This is a genomic window from Cupriavidus sp. 09_S30 (genome assembly GCF_056930435.1).
Genome location: NZ_JBXOWI010000002.1, coordinates 2,023,398 through 2,040,770, shown reverse-complemented (window position 1 = coordinate 2,040,770; position 17,373 = coordinate 2,023,398). Strand labels below are relative to the sequence as shown.

The window sequence follows — 17,373 nt, the reverse complement described above, 5'->3', positions numbered from 1 at the left end:
ATGTTCCTCGTTACCGCTCTGCTTTCCGGCCTCTTGTTCGGCATCGGCCTGATGGTGTCCGGCATGGCCAATCCCGCCAAGGTGCTGGGCTTCCTTGACCTGGCGGGCGAATGGGATCCGTCCCTGGTCTTCGTGATGGTGGGCGCCATCTGCGCAGGTTCCTTCGCCTTCTTTCGCGCCAAGCGGCGCCAGCGCTCCTTGCTTGGCCTGCCGATGCAGCTTCCCACCAGCAGCCTGATCACGCCCAGGCTCGTGCTGGGCAGCGCGCTCTTCGGCGTGGGCTGGGGGCTCGGCGGCTTCTGCCCGGGCCCCGCGCTGGTCGCGCTGGGCGCGGGCTATCCCAAGGCCTGGGGCTTTGTCGCGGCCATGCTCGCCGGCATGCTGGTGTTCGAGGTGATCGAACGCATGGGTGCCGCGCGGCGCGGCGGCGGGCAGCCCGCGGCCAACAAACCATAACGCTGTGTCCCGGCAAGGAGGTGCACTGAGCGCAGACGACAGGCAATGATCCGTACCCATGGCGGCTAGCCATGGCGAAAAACAATACAAGAAACAACAAGAAACACAGCAGAGAAGAAGACGAATGAGAATCAAAACGAAGATCGCCCCGGGTGTCGTACTGGCAGGCATGCTGCTAGCCGCAGCCTCCCTGCCTGGCTGGGCCGCACAGGGAGACGCGGCCTTTTCCGTGCCCGATCCGGCATCCATTCCGAAGGGCCCGGTGGGCGACGCCATCCTGCGCGGCAAGGCGCTGCTCAGTGACACGCGCAAGATGCTGCCCGCCAATGTCGGCAATGGCCTGAACTGCACGAGCTGCCACCTGAACGGCGGCACCGTGGCCTATGCGGCGCCATGGGTGGGCCTGACCGCGGCCTTCCCCGAATACCGTTCGCGCAGCGGCAAGCTGATCTCGCTGCAGGAGCGCGTCAATGACTGCTTCCAACGCTCGATGAATGGCAAGCCGCTGCCGCCGGACTCCAACGAGATGAACGACATCCTGGCGTACATGAAGTGGCTTTCCAGCGGCGTGCCCGTCGGCAAGGACGTAGCGGGCCGCGGCTTCGAGAAGATCGACACCTCCCTGGTGCCGGACCGCAAGCATGGCGCCGCGGTCTACGCCGCGCAGTGCGCGTCCTGCCACGGCGCCGAGGGGCAGGGCATGCCCAATCCGCAGGGCGGCTACATCTTCCCGCCGGTGTGGGGCAAGGACTCGTTCAATGTGGGCGCGGGGATGGCCCGGATGTACACGGCGGCGGCCTTCGTCAAGCACAACATGCCGCTCGGCCAGGGCGGCACGCTGTCGGCACAGGACGCGCTCGACGTGGCAGCATACTTCACCGAGCAGACCCGGCCCGATTACGCGGCGCGCGTCAAGGACTGGCCGCTTGGCGGCAAGCCCAAGGATGCCCGCTGAGGCCAAGGGTCCGGCTATCGGATGGGAGTTTGCGCTACGTCATGGCGGCGGCGCGCACATTCGGTAGAGTCGCGGGAGCGCCGCGGCCGGTTCTTGCCGGCCGGCGGCGTAGCCCGTTCATGCCCTGTGGCGCGGCGCCGACGGCTGGTGCCACCGCCTGTCCTGCTGCGCTAGTATGGATGGGCGGCGGCGGTCGGCCTGGCCTGGAGCCGGGTGCGCAAGCCGGTTCCGCGCCATACAAGAACAGTTGTACCCCTACCCCCACATAAAGAAGGAAGCATCATGTCCAATCGTCGACAGTTTCTGAAGACCATCCCGATCGTGGCCGCCGGCGCCATGGCCGTATCCACGCTGGCACGCGCACAGGCGGGCGGCGCGATGGTTGACGAGAAGGATCCGCAGGCAGTGGCGCTCGGCTACAAGGCCGACACCACCAAGGTCGACAAGGCCAAGTACCCGAAGCACGAAGCCAGCCAGCATTGCGGCAATTGCCAACTGTTCCAGGGCAAGGCCGGCGATACGAAGGGGCCGTGCCCGCTGTTCGCCGGCAAGCAGGTGGCGGTCAACGGCTGGTGCAGCGCCTGGGTGAAGAAGGCCTGATGTCGCCGGCGCGGCCCGCCACGGGCCGCATGCCGGCCATGCCCGGGCGCCATGGCGCCCGGGCGGTTCCCTGAGACGCGCTTCGTCTGCGCTCCTGCCGCAGTTCGTCCGGTGCCGCGTCCCGCAGTGCTCTTCCCGCGTTTCCCAGTTCTCCCTCGTTACTCCGCGTTACTTCATCACGCCTGCGCAGAGCCAGGCTTAAGCCTGCGTTAAGCGGGACCACCTAGCTTGAAACCATGGCCGCAGCCCGCGCTCGCGTGGCGCGAAAGGGGTGCGCTCGCACTTCCGCAGGGCGTGGCCTGGATGACTGTGAAGGAGAACAAGATGAAAGGGCAATGGATCTGCACGAGGGTCGTGGCCCCGGTATTGCTCGCGGGGCTCACTTCCGGGGCGTGGGCCTTCCACACCGGTCTGCCACCGGTGCAACATACCGGACCGGTGACTTATCTGTCGGGCGGCGTTGGCCAGGACGAATCGCAGGCCATCCGCGCCGAAATCCCTCGCTATGCGCTCACGCTAGAATTTGCCGGCGCCACAAGCAGCGGTAACGAGTACCTGGCCGACGTGCCGGTGACCATCGCCGACGCGCATGGCCGGACGGTGCTGTCCACCGCTGCGCGCGGTCCGTTCATGCTGGTCTCGCTGCAGCCCGGCCGGTATACCGTCCGCGCCACGCATGACGGCAGGACCGAACAGCGTAAGGTGGATGTCATGGCCGGGGCGCATGCGCGCGAGGTCTTCGTCTGGCGGATGGCATCGTGACCGCGCAGCGATACCTGATCTGCGGCAAATCGCCGCGGCCGTCGTCGCGGTCGTCGCGGCGGCTGGCGCGGCGGCCCTGGGGAGGCCACCGACGCCAGGCTGTTCGGCGGGCCAGGCCCTGGCGGGAGCGGTCACTGTGACTGCGTGTGTGAGTGTGCTGCGGCGCTCGTGCCGATGGCAAGTGGCGCCGGACTGGCGCACGCCTGTCCCGGTCGGACCATGCCGTGTGGCTCATCCGCGGGCGCCGATGCATTCGAGCTTGGCTTGAGGCACTTTTCCTTTGCCCGGCCGCGTCGTGCGCGGGGCGGGGGCGGCGCTGGTAACGAATCCTTACCAGTGAACACTGGCGCGTGCCGTGCGCATTGCGCGAGAATTCCGCGTCCAGATGTGACAGTCAGATGTGTGCCGTCGGCCCCGAAAGCGGACCGGAAACCGACCGGAAGGTGGCCGGAAGACGGCCGGGGCTGCCGCCTGGCCACGACAACCAGAACGGTCCGGCCGTAGGACACCCGCCATGAACAACCATGACATCGGCATGCCGATGCCTGCCTGAGCGCACCATGCGCCTGCGCAATGCCTTGCTGAGCCTGCTCGCGCTCGGCTATCCCCTGCTGCTCTATTTCGGCCTCCAGCACTGGTCGCCACGCGCGATGGCGCTCGTGCTGCTGGCGCTGGCGGCCGCGCGCGCCTGCGCAGGGGGCGGGCGTGCCTGGTGGTGGCTGGCCGGGGCCACGGCGCTACCGGCGCTGGGCGGACTGGTCTCCGGCGACGCGCTGCCGCTCAAGCTCTATCCGGTGCTGGTCAATGCTGCCATGCTTGCGGTATTCGGCTGGAGCCTGCGCGGTCCGCAGTGCCTGGTCGAGCGGCTCGCGCGGCTGCAGGAGCCCGACCTGCCGCCGGCGGGCGTGCGCTATACGCGCCGCGTCACGTGGGCCTGGTGCCTGTTCTTCATCGGCAACGGCACGCTGGCGGCGCTGACGGCCTGCCTCGCCAGCGACCGTGCGTGGGCCCTGTATAACGGTTGCATTGCCTACGGCCTGATCGGGGCCATGTTCGCGGGCGAGTGGCTGCTGCGGCAGCGCATGAAGGCCAGGGCGGGACACGCTTGAGCGGTGCGCGGCCCGATGTTTCCATGATGGGAGGAAGACGGATGAAAACAGAACAGTCGGATGTGCTTATCATCGGCGCCGGCCCGGCGGGCGCGGTCGCCGCGGGACTGCTGCGCAAGCGCGGTGTCCAGGTGCTGGTCCTGGAGAAGGAAACCTTCCCGCGCTTCTCGATCGGCGAGAGCCTGCTGCCGCAGAGCATGGCCTATATCGAGGAAGCGGGCATGCTGCGGGCGGTGGTGGAGGCGGGTTTCCAGTACAAGAACGGCGCCGCATTCTCGCTGGGCGGCCGTTACACCGATTTCGACTTCCGTGAGAAGTTCTCGCCCGGCTGGGGCACGACCTACCAGGTCCAGCGCGCGCATTTCGACGACGTGCTGATCCGCGAGGCCGCACGGCAGGGCGCCGAAGTCCGCTTCTCGCACCAGGTGCTGGCGGTGGACGTGGACGGAGACCGGCCCTTGGTGACGGTGCAGGCGCCGGACGGCGAACGCTACCAGGTCAGCGCCGGCTTCCTGCTCGACGCGTCCGGCTTCGGGAGAGTGCTGCCGCGCCTGCTGGGGCTGGAATCGCCCTCCGGCTTTCCGGTGCGCAGCGCCATCTTCACCCATGTGGAAGACCGCATCGCAACGGGCACGTTCGACCGCAACAAGATCCTGATCAGCGTTCACCCGGAGCACGTCGACGTCTGGTACTGGACCATTCCATTCTCAAATGGCCGCTGCTCGCAGGGCGTGGTGGCGCGCAAGGCGTTCCTCGACAGCTATGCCGGCGACGAGATGACGCGCCTGCGCACGCTGGTCGGCGAAGAGCCGGGCCTGGCGCGGCTGCTGGCCGATGCGCGCTGGGATACGCCGGCGCGGCAGATCGCGGGCTACGCGGCCAACGTCACGTCGCTGTGGGGCAAGGGCTACGCGCTGCTGGGCAACGCCGGCGAATTCCTCGATCCGGTGTTTTCCTCCGGGGTGACCATCGCCTTCAAGTCGGCCAGCCTGGCGACGGACTGCCTGGTGCGCCAGCTGGACGGTGCGGCGGTGGACTGGGAGCGCGAGTTCGCGCAGCCCCTCAAGGCTGGCGTAGACTGCTTCCGTACCTTCGTCGAGGCCTGGTACGAAGGCAGTTTCCAGAAGTTGATCTTCCACGCTCACCACTCGGCCGAGATCCGTGGCAAGATCTGCGCCGTCCTGGCCGGCTATGCCTGGGACCGCGACAATACCTTCGTGACGGATCCGCGCCGCTGCCTGAACGTGCTGGAACAGTTCTGCGCGAGCTGACCGATCTTGCGCCCGCCACCGGGCGGGCACTGCTTCTGGAGCCACCAGCATGAGCAATCTGAATGTCCTTGTCACCGGCGCCTCGCGTGGCATCGGACGCGCCGTGGCGCTGCGGCTCGCGCGCGACGGCTACGATGTCACGCTGCATTGCCGCTCTCGCCGCGACGACGCCGAGGCGGTGGCCGAGTCGGTGCGCGCGCTGGGCCGCGCCGCGCGGGTGCTGTGCTTCGACGTGGCCGACCGCCAGGCCGCGTCCGATATCCTGCTGGCCGACATCGCGGCCCACGGCTGCTACTACGGCGTGGTCTGCAACGCCGGACTGGCGCGCGACGCGGCCTTCCCGGCCATGACCGGCCAGCAGTGGGACGAGGTGGTGCACACCAACCTCGATGCCTTCTACAACGTCCTCAACCCGCTGGTGATGCCGATGGTGCAGCGGCACGCGCCGGGCCGCATCGTCACGCTGTCGTCGGTGTCGGGCCTGGTCGGCAACCGTGGCCAGGCCAACTACAGTGCTGCCAAGGCTGGCATCATCGGCGCCACCAAGGCGCTGGCGATCGAGCTGGCCAAGCGCGAGATCACCGTCAACTGCGTGGCGCCCGGGCTGATCGATACCGAGATGGTCGCGTCGCAGGTGCGCGAGGAAGCCATGCGCATGATCCCGGCGCGCCGGCTTGGCAAGCCGGAAGAGGTGGCCGCCGCGGTGGCCTTCCTGATGTCGCCCGACGCGGCCTACATCACACGCCAGGTGATTTCGGTCAACGGCGGCATGATCGGCTAGCCCCCCGCCCGGCGGGGCCGCCGCCATACCTCAGGCGAACATCGCTGCAATCACCCTGCCGATCTCGTGGCGCCGGCTGGCCGGCATGCGCGAGACGGTGGACACGATGCTGATGGCCGCGTCCGCGCCCATCGGCGGTGGCAGCGCGTAGCCGATGCCGGCCACGCCCTCGGCGCCGGCCAGCGCGTAGCCCTGCTTGCGGCAGCGCTCCACGCCGCGCTGCAGCTTGAGCAGGCTCAGCCCCCCGGCCTCGTACTCGGCGCGGTGGCGGGCGAAGTGCGCGGCGATGTCTTCATTTTCCAGCGCCGCCAGCAGCGCCATGCTGCCCGTGCCCTGGCCGAGCAGGCGCGAGGTGCCGGTCAGCATGTGAAAGGACTTGATGCGGTGGCTGCCTTCCTCGGTGTGCAGGCAGTGGCCGTGGTCGCCCAGGCGGGCGATCAGGAACACCGTGTCGCCGGTGAGCCGGGCCAGCGCCTTCATCTTGACCACCAGCGGGCTGTCCTGCGCGGTGCGGTTCAGCGCGCGCAGGCCCAGCGCCATGGCCGCCGGGCCCAGGTGGAAGCGTTTGCCGGCAGCCTCCTTCTCCACATAACCCGCGCTTTCCAGGAAGCGCATCATCCGGTGCGCCGTGGTGCGGTCGATGCCGGATTGCGCCACCAGTTCCGGTAGCGCCAGGCCCGCGGCGTTGTGCCCGGCCAGCAGGCGCAGCAGGTCGAAGGCGCGTTCCAGGCTCTGCACGCCGCCCGGGCGCGCGGATTCGGCACGGATGGCGGAGGCGGGCATCTGCGCGGGTTTGGCGGTGGTCGACATGGGAGCAGAGGAGTAGGGGTAGGAGCTCGGGGTTTGCCCTGGGTAGCCCCGGCCATTGCGGCGACGGGCCGGCAATCTGTGCATATTATGCACAAAGCGCGGGATTCCGGTTGTAAGCCGGGTGGTCATGGTTTGCAATCGTTCCATCACGGAACCACGCCCTGCGCCACATGAGCCCCATCGATTCCCGCATTGACCCGGCGTCTGCCGCGTTCGCCACACAGAGCAGCGGCATGGCCGCGCTGATCGAGCAGATGCAGGCGCTTGAGCGCCGCGCCGGCGACGCCTCCGAGCGCGCGCGGCCAGCCTTCGCCAAGCGCGGCGCGCTGCTGCCGCGCGAGCGCCTCTCCCGCCTGCTGGACCCCGGCGCGCCCTTCCTGGCGCTGGCCAAGCTGGCGGGCTATGGCATGGACGACCCCGATCATGCCACCTCGATTCCCGGCGGCTCCCTGCTGGCCGGCATCGGCTTCGTCTGCGGCGTGCGCTGCATGGTGGTGGTCACCGATTCGGGCATCGATGCCGGCGCCATGACCGAGGGCGGCAATCTGAAGATGATGCGCTGCCAGGACATCGCGCTGGAGAACCGCCTGCCCTTCATCCACCTGGTGGAATCGGCCGGCGCAAACCTGCGCAAGTACCGCGTCGACAAGTTCATCCGTGGCGGCGCCATCTTCTACAACCTCGCGCGCCTGTCAGCCGCGGGCCTGCCGGTGATCACCGTGGTGCACGGCTCGTCGACCGCCGGTGGTGCCTACATGCCGGGCCTGTCCGACTATGTGGTGATGGTGCGCAAGCGTGCGCGTGCCTTCCTGGCCGGGCCGCCGTTGCTGAAGGCGGCCACCGGCGAGATCGCCACCGATGAGGAACTGGGCGGCGCCGACATGCATGGCGAGATCAGCGGCCTGGCCGAGTACCTGGCCGAGGACGACGAGCATGCCATCGCCATGGCGCGCGATGTGGTGGCCAGCCTGGACTGGCCGGACGCCGCCCTGCCGACACCGCGGGCGCCGCGGGCGGCGCGCCCGCCGCGCCTGGACCCGGCCGAGCTGCTGGGCGTGATGACGCTGGACATCAAGCGTCCGGTCGACATGCTGGAGGTGATCGGGCGCATCGTCGACGACTCGGCCTGGCTGCCCTTCAAGCCTGACTACGGCCCGGCCACGCTGTGCGGGCATGCCCGCATCGACGGCCACGCCGTGGGCTTCATCACCAACAACGGCCCGATCGATCCGGCCGGCGCTACCAAGGCCGCGCAGTTCATCCAGGCCTGCAACCAGTCGGGCACGCCCATCGTCTTCCTGCAGAACACCACCGGCTTTATCGTGGGCCGCGCCTCGGAGGAGGCCGGCATGATCAAGCACGGCGCCAAGATGATCCAGGCGCTCTCCAACTCCAAGGTGCCGCAGATCACGCTGTATTGCGGCGCATCGTACGGCGCAGGCAACTTCGGCATGTGCGGGCGCGGCTTCCGTCCGCGCTTCTGCTTCTCCTGGCCGAATGCGCGCACCGCGGTGATGGGCGGCGAGCAGGCCGCCATGACGCTGGAGATCGTCGCCCGCCAGCAGGCCGAGCGCAAGGGCGCGGCCGTGGACGAGGGGCGGCTGGCGCAGCAGACCGCGGAGATCGTCGCCAATTTCGAGCGGCAGGCCAGCGCCTTCGTCACCAGCGGCCTGCTGCTGGACGACGGCGTGATCGACCCGCGCGACACGCGCGCCGTGCTGGCCTTCGTGCTGGCCACCGCACGCGAGGCACAGGCGCGCGAGGTACGGCCGGTGCAGTTCGGGGTGGCGCGGTTCTGAGGAGGCCCGGCGAAGGCCCTCGCACACCTCGCATAAGACATAAGTCATAAGACATAAGACGATTGACACAGGATTCAGGAGACAAACGATGCTCTACACCGAAGACCACCGCAACATCATGGACAGCATCCGCCGCTTCGTCGCGGCGGAGATTGATCCGCACGTGGAAGAGTGGGAGGCAGCCGAGATCTTCCCCGCGCACGCGCTGTTCAAGAAGATGGGCGACCTCGGCTTCCTCGGCATCACCAAGCCGACCGAGTACGGCGGCATGGGATTGGATTTCTCCTTTGCGGTCGCCGCCGCGGAGGCGCTCGGCCATATCCGCGCGCAGGGCATCGGCATGGCCATCGGCGTGCAGACGGACATGGCCACGCCGGCCCTGGCCGCCTTCGGCTGCGACGCGCTCAAGCGCGAATTCCTGGCGCCGGCCATCACCGGCGACATGGTGGCCTCGATCGGCGTGTCCGAGTCGGGCGCCGGCTCCGACGTGGCCTCGCTGAAGACGCGCGCGCGCCGCGATGGCGACGACTACGTGATCAGCGGCTCGAAGATGTGGATCACCAACGGCACGCAGGCGGACTGGATCTGCCTGTTGTGCAATACCTCCGACGGCCCGGTGCACAAGAACAAGTCGCTGATCATCGTGCCGCTCAAGGAGGGCGGCAAGCGCGCGCGTGGCATCGAGGTGCAGAAGATCAAGAAGTTCGGCATGTGGAGCTCGGACACCGCGCAGATCTTCTTCGACGAGGTGCGCGTGCCGGTGCGCAACCGCATCGGCGAAGAGGGCATGGGCTTCATCTACCAGATGAAGCAGTTCCAGGAAGAGCGCCTGAACGGCGCCGCGCGCCGGCTTGCTGCGGGCTGGCTGATCGACGAGACAGCCGCCTACCTGCGCCAGCGCAATGCCTTCGGCAAGCCCTTGCTGGACAACCAGTTCATCCAGTTCAAGCTGGCCGAGCTGAAGACCGAACTGGAAGCGCTGCGCGCCCTGGTCCATATGGCCACCCAGACCTATATCGCGGGCGGCGACGTCGTCGAACTCGCGTCGATGGCCAAGCTCAAGGCGGGCCGCGTGTCGCGCGAGATCGCCGACTGGTGCATGCAGTTCCAGGGCGGCATGGGCTACACGTGGGACAACCCCGTTTCCCGTGCCTTCCGTGATTTCCGCCTGGGCTCGATCGGCGGCGGCGCCGACGAGGTCATGCTGACCGTGATCGCCAAGCAGATGGGCCTGATGTCGCGCGGCTGAGGCGCGCAAGCGCCAGCATCCACGCGTCCTGATTCGCCATCCCGCGCCATCCCGCCGAGCCATCGCCATGCCGAACGAAATGGAACAAGACCCGGTCATCGTCCGCCGCTACCAGGACGTGCTGTTTCTCACCCTCAACCGCCCGGCCACGCGCAATGCGCTGGGCCCGGACGTGGTGGACTCTCTGGTCGCCGCGGTGGAGGCTGCCGGCCGCGACACCGCGCTGCGCGCGCTGGTGCTGCGCGGCGCCCAGGGCTTCTTCTGCGCGGGCGGCAACGTCGGCAACTTCCAGGCGCGGCTGGCTGCCGCCCCTGGCATCGCTGACCCTGTGGCGGCGCGCAACCGGCAGTTCGGCTATTTCATGCAGCAGCTGGCCTCGCTGCCGGTGCCGGTGATCGCTGCCGTGGAAGGCGCGGCCATGGGCGGCGGCATGGGGCTGGCCTGCGCCGCCGATCTCGTGCTGGCCACGCGCGACGCGCGCTTCGCCCTGTCGGAGACGTCGCTGGGCATCGTCGCGGCGCAGATCGCGCCCTTCGTGGTGGCGCGGCTGGGCGCGCGCACGGCGCGCCGCCTCGGGCTGACCGGCGAGCGCGTCAGCGGGGAGACGGCGCGCGCGCTCGGCCTGGTCGACGACCTGGCGGACGATGGCGCCGCGCTGGACGCGCTGCTGGCGCAATGGCTCACGCAGCTTTGCCGCTGCGCGCCCCATGCCAATCGCGCCTTCAAGAAGCTGGTGGCCCGCTGCGGCACGGAGCCGCAGGGCGAACTGCTCGACGCCGCCGCGCTGGTCTTCGCCGATTGCATGCGCGACGAGGGCGCCGAAGGCGTGCAGGCCTTCCGCGACAAGCGCGACGCCGCATGGGTTGCCCGCTTCGACGCCGCCGCAGTGCGCGCCGCCCAGGCGCCCGCCGCCACCTCCCGCTGATCCCTGCGTCGGGCTTGCCACCATCGATTGCCTGGCCCGCCCGCGCTCTTCTGGACCCAAGACATGCTTGCTAGCACCCGTCCCTTTCATACCCTGCTGGTTGCCAACCGCGGCGAGATCGCGTTGCGCATCATGCGTACCGCACGCCGCCTCGGCCTGGGGGTGGTGGCCGTCTATTCCGAGGCCGACCGCCATGGGGCGCACGTTGCCTTTGCCGACCGCGCCGTGCGCATCGGCGGTGCCGCGCCGCGCGACTCCTATCTCAACATCCCGGCGCTGATCGAGGCGGCACGCGCCAGCGGAGCCGATGCCGTGCATCCGGGCTATGGCTTCCTGGCGGAGAATGCCGAATTCGCCGAAGCGGTGACGTCCGCCGGCCTGGTCTTCGTCGGACCGCCCGCCGAGGCCATTCGCGCCATGGGCAACAAGGCGCAGGCCAAGCGGCTGATGCAGACGGCCGACATGCCCTGCGTGCCTGGCTACCAGGGCGAGGCGCAGGACGACACCACGCTGCTGGCCGAAGGCGAGCGGATCGGCTTCCCGCTGATGGTGAAGGCCGCGGCAGGAGGCGGCGGGCGCGGCATGCGGCTGGTGCACGAGCGGGCCGCGCTGCCCGGCGCGCTGGCGAGCGCCCGTTCGGAGGCGGATGCCGCCTTCGGTTCGGCGGAGCTGATCCTGGAGCGCGCGGTGATCGCGCCCCGCCACGTCGAGATCCAGGTCTTTGCCGACAGCCACGGCAATGCCATCCACCTGGGCGAGCGCGACTGTTCGGTGCAGCGCCGCCACCAGAAGGTGGTGGAGGAGGCGCCGTCGCCGGCCGTGGGCGCCGCATTGCGGGCGCGCATGGGCGAGGCGGCGGTGCGGGCCGCACGCGCGATCGGCTACGTCGGCGCCGGGACCATGGAGTTCCTGCTCGACGCACAGGGCGCCTTCTATTTCATGGAGATGAACACGCGCCTGCAGGTGGAGCATGCTGTGACCGAGGCCATCACCGGCTTCGATCTGGTCGAATGGCAGTTGCGCGTGGCCGCCGGCGAGCCGCTGCCGGTGGCGCAGGACGAGGTGGCGCTGCGCGGCCACGCCATCGAGGTGCGGCTGACCGCCGAGGACGTGCCGGCCGGCTTCCTGCCGCAGGGTGGCCCGGTGCTGCGCTGGCGCGCGCCGGACGCGGGCCGTGGCGTGCGCGTCGATCATGCGCTGGAGGAGGGCGGCGCTATTCCCACCCACTATGACTCGATGATCGCCAAGCTGGTGGCGCACGGCCCCACGCGCGAAGAGGCGCGGCGCAAGCTGTTGCGCGCCGTCGAGGATTGCGTGCTGCTGGGCGTGCCGACCAACCAGGGTTTCCTGGCCGACTGCCTGGCGCACCCGGCCTTCGCGGGCAACGATGTGCACACCGGCTTCGTTGCGGCGCATATGCAGGCGGCACTGCAGCCAGCGTTGCCGTCCGCGCCGGTGGTGGCCTGCGCCGCGCTCGCTGCCGCCGGTCTGCTAGACGGGCGGCCCACGGCGGCGCTGGCGCCGGCGGTCGTCGCCTTGACGTTGCAGAGCGCCGATCGCGCCTGGCGCGTGGCGCTGCGCGCCGATGGCGAAGGCTGGCTGGCCGAACTGGAGGCCGCCGGGCAGCCGGCGCCGGGCGAGGATGCCGCGCCGACCCTTGCGTTGCGAGTCTTGCGTGCCGATGCCGCGCGTGGCGATGCGCTGGTCGAATGCGATGGCGTGGTCTATCCGCTGGTGTTCGCGCTGGATGGCCACGCGCTGCACCTGTCGGCGGCAGGGCGTGCCTGGCGCTTCCAGCGGCAGGACGCGCGCCGCAGGCGCGGCGCGGACGAGAGCGGTGCCGGCGGCGGCGCGCTCGTGGCGCCGCTCACGGCGCGCATCGTCGCGGTGCACGTGGAAGCGGGCGCCAGCGTGGAGGCGGGCCAGCCGCTGGTAGTGCTGGAAGCCATGAAGATGGAGCACACGTTGACCGCCCCCTTCGCCGGTGTCGTGGTGGACCTGCCGGCGCGCGCTGGAGGCCAGGCGCGCGCAGGGGCCTTGCTGGCACGGGTGCAGCCGGCGGCGCAGGATGGCGTGGCCAAGACGGGGGGGCAAGCATGAGCGCCGCCAACCGAGGAAAGCGCACGGTCCGCATCGGCGGCGCGTCCGGCTTCTGGGGCGATTCGGCCACCGCCACGCCGCAGTTGCTCGATGTGCCCGGCCTGGACTACCTGGTCTACGACTACCTCGCGGAAACCACGATGTCCATCCTGGCCCGCGCGCGCGCCAAGAACCCGGCGCTCGGCTATGCCACCGATTTCGTGCAGGCGGCCATGGCTCCGCACCTGCGCGAGATCCTGGCGCGGGGCGTACGCGTGGTGGCCAATGCCGGTGGCCTCAACCCCGCCGCCTGCCGCGACGCGCTGCTGGCGGCGGCGCGCGAACAGGGACTGTCGCCGCGCATCGCCGTGGTCAGCGGCGACGACGTGATGCCGTACTACGCGCAGTGGCAGGCGCAGGGCCTGCAGTCATTCGACGGCGGCAGGCTGCCTGACGAGCCGTGGTCCGCCAATGTCTACACCGGGGCGCAGGGGATCGCGCGCGCACTCGACATGGGCGCGCAGATCGTGATCGCCGGCCGCTGCGTCGACAGCGCCGTGGTGGTCGGCGCGCTGGCGCACGAGTTCGGCTGGGGCTGGGACGATTGGGACCGGCTGGCAGCCGGCACGCTGGCAGGCCACCTCATCGAATGCGGGGCGCAGGCCACCGGCGGGCTGTTCACGGACTGGCAGCGGGTGCCGGACTGGGATCGCATCGGTTATCCGGTGATCGACTGCGCGCCGGATGGCACCGTGGTGCTGTCCAAGCCCGACGACACCGGCGGCCTGATCGACCCTGGCGCCGTCGCCGAGCAGGTGTTGTACGAGGTCGGCGACCCGGCCAACTACCTGATGCCCGACGTCACCTGCGACTTCCGCATGGTGCGCGCCGAGCCGGCCGGGCCGGGGCAGGTCAGGCTGAGCGGTGCGCGCGGGCGCGCGCCGGGTTCGCACTACAAAGGCAACGCGACGTGGCAGGACGGCTTCCAGCTCAGCCTGATGATGGCCATCCGCGGCATCGATGCGCCGGCCAAGGCGCGCCGCACGGCGGATGCGCTGCTGGCGCGCACACGTCGCATGCTGGCCGAGCGCGGGCTGCCGGACTACACCGAGACCATCGTCGAGCTGCTGGGCTGCGAGTCGCAGTACGGCCCGCAGGCGCGCGTGCTGCCCACGCGCGAAGTGGTGCTGCGCATCGGCGCGCGGCATGCGCAGGCCCGCGGCCTGGCGCCGCTGCAGCGCGAAGCCGCGTCGGCGGGCACGTCCATGGCGGCGGGCACGCGATCCTCGTTCTCGGGGCGTGTCGAGATCCAGCCGGTGGTGAAGGTGTCGTCCTTCCTCGTGCCCAAGCAGTGGGTGCCGATGCAGGTCGAGCTGGATAGCGCGCGCCTGACGCTGCCCTGCGCCGCGCTGTGCGGTGAGCCCGGCCTGGCGGTGGCGCTGCCGATGCCTGCGCAGGAACCGCCACCGCAGGACGAGCCGCGCGTGCAGCGGCCGCTGGTGGCGCTGGCCTATGCGCGCAGCGGTGACAAGGGCGATGACGAGAACATCGGCGTGATCGCGCGCGAGCCGCGCTTCCTGCCGCTCCTGCGCGAGCAACTGACGACCGACGCGGTGCGCGGCTACTTCGCCCATCTGCTGAGCGGAGGCGTCGAACGCTTCGAGGTACCCGGCCTGCATGCGCTCAATTTCCTGCTGCACGGGGCGCTGGGCGGGGGCGGCGTGGCCAGCCTGCGCTCCGATCCGCTAGGCAAGAGCTACGCCCAGATGCTGCTTGATTTTCCCCTTTCGGTGCCGCAGAGCTGGGCGTAGACCTGGCGGCAGCATCACGGCGCCCGGCAAGGGGCGGGCGCAACATCGATTCCAGAGGAGACACCATGGACTACCCGAAACGCAGGCAAGGCCTGCATCGCTCCCGCCTGCGCGCGCTGCTGTGCGCCGCCACACTCGCACTGGCCCTGCCGCTGCTGCCGGCCGCGGCCTCGGCGCAGCCGGCCTACCCAAGCAAGCCGATCCGCGTGGTGGTGCCCTACACACCGGGCGGTGTGTCCGACACCGTGACCCGGCTGGTGATGCTGAAACTGGGCGAACGGCTGGGCCAGCCCGTCGTGGTGGAGAACCGGCCTGGCGCCAACGGCATGATCGGCTCGGACAACGTCGCCAAGTCGGCACCTGACGGCTACTCGCTGCTGGTGGTGGTGGCGGCGCACGCCATCAACCCGAGCCTGTATTCCCACATGAACTACGACCCCGTCAAGGACCTGACCGGGGTCAGCCAGATTGGCCGCATCCCCATGCTGATGGTATCCAGCGGGCAATTGCCGCCCAACAACGTCAAGGAACTGGTGGCGTGGGGCAAGGCCAATCCGCAGCGCATGACCTTTGCCTCCAGCGGCAACGGTTCCGGCGCCCACCTCACGGGCGAACTGTTCGCGCGCGCAGCCGGCATGAAGATGATCCACGTGCCCTACAAAGGCATCTCGCCGGCGCTGCCGGACCTGTTCTCCGGGCAGGTGGCGGTGATCTTCGATTCGGTGCAGACCATGATGCCGCAGGTGCGGGCCGGCAAGATCAAGGCGCTGGCCATCACCGGCCCCACGCGCTGGCCGACCGCGCCGGACGTCCCGACCATCGCCGAAGCCGGTTATCCCGCGGCGGCCGCCTCCAGCTGGATCGGCCTGCTGGCGCCGGCCAAGACGCCCAAGACGGTGCTGGACAAGCTATCGGTGGAAATGGCGGCTGTACTGGCGCTGCCCGAGGTTCATGCACGCTTGATCGACTACGGCATTGAGCCCGTGGGCGGGACGCCGGAGCAGTTCCAGGCGTTCATCCGCGAGGAGGCGGTGCGGTGGGCGGCGGTGGTGAAGCAGGCGGATATTCATCTGGATTGAGGTGGGGGCTTTGGCTTGGCGTGCTGGACAACACCGACGGCTTCGTTTGTGCGTGGCGCCTTGCTAGACCACCCCTCTCCCCAACCCTCTCCCCATGAGGGGAGAGGGAGCCAAGACCTCGTGCTTGGCCAATGGTATTAGTGCATCCTGTCGGCTTCGGCTAGCGCGATGGAATTGGCGCCGCGTTGGTAGTATTGGCGCTTCCTGTCGGCTTCGGCTAGCGCAATGGCATTCGCGCCGCGCCGGTTTGCTCCCCTCTCCCGCTTGCGGGAGAGGGGCCGGGGGAGAGGGCAGGCGCAAGCCAGAACGATCCCGCGTACGGGGCGCAGGGCGCCCGCCACAAGGCCGTGCCCCTACACCACCCCCTTCTCCCGCAACCCCGCCAGCTCCGCATCCCCCAGCCCCAGTTCCGCACGCAGCGCCGCCTCGGTATGCTCGCCCAGTATCGGCGGGGCACGCATCTCGACCGGCGTGGCGGAGAAGCGCAGCGGGCTGCGCAGCGAGGGGGCGTCGACGCCGCGGCCATGGGGCAGGCGCTGCAGCAGGTCGCGGTGCTGCACCTGCGGATCCGCGAACACCTCGTCGAGTGAATTGATGGGGCCGCACGGCACGAACGCGCGTTCGAGCGCGGCCAGCAGGTCGGCCGAGCGCCAGCTGGCCGCGCGCGCGGCGATCTGCTCGCGCAGCGCCATGCGGTGGGCCACGCGGCCGGTGTTCTCGCGGAAGCGTTCGTCGTCGAGCAGCTCGTTGCAGCCGAGCACCTTGCACAGCGAGGCGAACTGGCCATTGTTGCCCGCTGCGACGATCAGGTGGCCGTCGGCACAGGCGAACACTTCGGACGGCGCGGCAACCGGGTTAGTGTTGCCCGCGCGCCCCGGCACCTTGCCCGTCATCAGATAGCCCAGCGCCAGGTGGCCGCTGGCGGCCACCGCGGCGTCGAGCATGGCCGCGTCGATGTACTGGCCCTCGCCGGTGGCGAGGCGGTGGTAGAGCGCGCCCATCAGGGCCACGCTGGCATTGAGGCCGGTCAGGATGTCGGTGACGGGAATGGCCGTGCGCATGGGCTCGGCGCCGGGGCTGCCGTCGGGCTGGCCGCAGGTGCTCATCAGGCCCGCCATGCCTTGCAGGATGAAGTCGTAGGCGGGGCGCGCGGCATAGGGGCCGTCGGGGCCGAAGCCGGTCACCGAGCAATAGATGATGTCAGGGCGCAGCGCGCGGATCGTCTCGTAATCGAGACCGTACTTGCGCAGGCTGCCGGCCTTGTAATTCTCGACCACCACGTCGCAGCGTGCGGCCAGCCGGCGCACCAGTTCGGCGCCTTCCGGCTGCGAGATGTCCACCGTGACTGACTGCTTGCCGCGATTGCAGCACAGGTAGAAGGCCGAGTCGTTGCTGGTCTTGCCTTGCGCATCGGTGAGGAAGGGCCCCATCTTGCGCGTGTCGTCGCCATCGCCCGGCTTCTCGATCTTGTAGACGGTGGCGCCCATGTCGGCGAGATTCTGCGTGGCCCACGGGCCCGCGACGACGCGGGTCAGGTCGAGCACTTTGATGCCCTTCAGGATTGCACTCATCGATGCCTGCCTGTCTTGAAGTGAACGTGCGACATGGTTGAGCCGCGGCGACGTTCGCACAATTCCTTTGTGCCAAAGCATGTGTATGCCCCAGGCGAAGCGTAATGCGGCAGGCG

The 17,373-nt window shown here is 69.5% G+C and carries 15 protein-coding genes; 13 read left to right on the top strand and 2 right to left on the bottom strand.

All coding sequences use genetic code 11. From position 1 onward, the window contains the following. The 7 genes from AC1Z3O_RS29360 to fabG all read left to right on the top strand — a co-directional run bounded on the left by AC1Z3O_RS29360 (window position 1) and on the right by fabG (window position 5,934). Window positions 1-456, top strand: a complete 456-nt coding sequence (locus AC1Z3O_RS29360) for a DUF6691 family protein (protein WP_483519977.1) — start codon at window positions 1-3, stop codon at window positions 454-456. Between the two features lie 169 nt (window positions 457-625). Further along, on the top strand, window positions 626-1,411 hold the full coding sequence (locus AC1Z3O_RS29355) for a c-type cytochrome (RefSeq protein ID WP_483522069.1): 786 nt from the start codon (window positions 626-628) through the stop codon (window positions 1,409-1,411). Window positions 1,412-1,693: 282 nt separating this feature from the next. Then, a complete protein-coding gene (locus AC1Z3O_RS29350; protein ID WP_483519975.1) occupies window positions 1,694-2,011 on the top strand; it encodes a high-potential iron-sulfur protein in 318 nt (105 codons plus the stop codon). Window positions 2,012-2,335: 324 nt separating this feature from the next. Further along, on the top strand, window positions 2,336-2,773 hold the full coding sequence (locus AC1Z3O_RS29345; protein ID WP_483519973.1) for a carboxypeptidase-like regulatory domain-containing protein: 438 nt from the start codon (window positions 2,336-2,338) through the stop codon (window positions 2,771-2,773). A 524-nt stretch (window positions 2,774-3,297) separates the two neighbouring features. Then, entirely contained in the window at window positions 3,298-3,882 is a 585-nt protein-coding gene (locus tag AC1Z3O_RS29340; RefSeq protein WP_483519971.1) for a COG4648 family protein, read from the top strand. A 41-nt stretch (window positions 3,883-3,923) separates the two neighbouring features. Continuing rightward, window positions 3,924-5,153 (top strand): NAD(P)/FAD-dependent oxidoreductase, encoded by a 1,230-nt coding sequence (locus AC1Z3O_RS29335; RefSeq protein WP_483519969.1) that lies wholly within the window; start codon window positions 3,924-3,926, stop codon window positions 5,151-5,153. A gap of 49 nt (window positions 5,154-5,202) precedes the next feature. After that, window positions 5,203-5,934 (top strand): 3-oxoacyl-ACP reductase FabG, encoded by a 732-nt coding sequence (gene fabG, locus AC1Z3O_RS29330; protein ID WP_483519967.1) that lies wholly within the window; start codon window positions 5,203-5,205, stop codon window positions 5,932-5,934. A 30-nt stretch (window positions 5,935-5,964) separates the two neighbouring features. On the opposite strand, the gene AC1Z3O_RS29325 is transcribed toward fabG, so the two are convergent. Then, a complete protein-coding gene (locus AC1Z3O_RS29325; RefSeq protein WP_483519965.1) occupies window positions 5,965-6,744 on the bottom strand; it encodes an IclR family transcriptional regulator in 780 nt (259 codons plus the stop codon). 170 nt (window positions 6,745-6,914) lie between these two features. On the opposite strand from AC1Z3O_RS29325, the gene AC1Z3O_RS29320 reads away from it, so the two are divergent. The 6 genes from AC1Z3O_RS29320 to AC1Z3O_RS29295 all read left to right on the top strand — a co-directional run bounded on the left by AC1Z3O_RS29320 (window position 6,915) and on the right by AC1Z3O_RS29295 (window position 15,686). Next, complete coding sequence (locus AC1Z3O_RS29320) at window positions 6,915-8,543, top strand: acyl-CoA carboxylase subunit beta (protein ID WP_483519963.1); 1,629 nt, start codon at window positions 6,915-6,917, stop codon at window positions 8,541-8,543. 88 nt (window positions 8,544-8,631) lie between these two features. Then, window positions 8,632-9,792, top strand: a complete 1,161-nt coding sequence (locus AC1Z3O_RS29315; RefSeq protein WP_483519961.1) for an acyl-CoA dehydrogenase family protein — start codon at window positions 8,632-8,634, stop codon at window positions 9,790-9,792. A 67-nt stretch (window positions 9,793-9,859) separates the two neighbouring features. Further along, window positions 9,860-10,717, top strand: coding sequence for an enoyl-CoA hydratase/isomerase family protein (locus tag AC1Z3O_RS29310; RefSeq protein WP_483519959.1), 858 nt, complete (start codon window positions 9,860-9,862; stop codon window positions 10,715-10,717). 63 nt (window positions 10,718-10,780) lie between these two features. Next, window positions 10,781-12,817 carry an acetyl/propionyl/methylcrotonyl-CoA carboxylase subunit alpha gene (locus AC1Z3O_RS29305; protein WP_483519957.1) on the top strand — a complete coding sequence of 679 codons (2,037 nt, stop codon included), beginning with the start codon at window positions 10,781-10,783 and terminating at the stop codon, window positions 12,815-12,817. Continuing rightward, window positions 12,814-14,607 carry an acyclic terpene utilization AtuA family protein gene (locus tag AC1Z3O_RS29300; protein ID WP_483519955.1) on the top strand — a complete coding sequence of 598 codons (1,794 nt, stop codon included), beginning with the start codon at window positions 12,814-12,816 and terminating at the stop codon, window positions 14,605-14,607. Before AC1Z3O_RS29305 ends, AC1Z3O_RS29300 begins: the two co-directional genes overlap by 4 nt. Window positions 14,608-14,672: 65 nt before the next feature. Beyond that, complete coding sequence (locus AC1Z3O_RS29295) at window positions 14,673-15,686, top strand: tripartite tricarboxylate transporter substrate binding protein (protein WP_483519953.1); 1,014 nt, start codon at window positions 14,673-14,675, stop codon at window positions 15,684-15,686. A gap of 353 nt (window positions 15,687-16,039) precedes the next feature. On the opposite strand, the gene AC1Z3O_RS29290 is transcribed toward AC1Z3O_RS29295, so the two are convergent. Continuing rightward, complete coding sequence (locus AC1Z3O_RS29290) at window positions 16,040-17,257, bottom strand: CaiB/BaiF CoA transferase family protein (RefSeq protein WP_483519951.1); 1,218 nt, start codon at window positions 17,255-17,257, stop codon at window positions 16,040-16,042. Between the last annotated feature and the right edge of the window lie 116 nt (window positions 17,258-17,373).